A 240-nucleotide genomic window follows, 5' to 3' on the forward strand; every position below is an offset into this window, starting at 1 on the left:
CTGCCGGTTTCAACCTGTTCGCAATTCCGGGTGATGGCCAGAACAGCTATGAAGTGCATATTCCGTATGTTTTGGGTTTGATCACCACACGCAGTCTGAGCACAGAATTGCCGGGTATCAATGATCTGGTTGATATGGCTGAAAGACGTATCGAAAACGGTATCAAAGCCTCCGTTGACCTCGATCGTGTCCGCGCTAACCCGAATGACGCTGAAGCCCGTGAAGCCTTCAACGCCAATT

At 50.4% G+C, this 240-nt stretch carries 1 pseudogene; it reads left to right on the forward strand.

Features of this window, described 5'->3' with window-relative positions:
- Positions 1–240, forward strand: a pseudogene (locus HBA93_RS23205) (cytochrome bd-I ubiquinol oxidase subunit CydA); the annotation flags it as partial.

The sequence above is a fragment of the Ochrobactrum sp. SFR4 genome (genome assembly GCF_019730395.1).
Classification (GTDB): Bacteria; Pseudomonadota; Alphaproteobacteria; order Rhizobiales; family Rhizobiaceae; genus Pseudochrobactrum.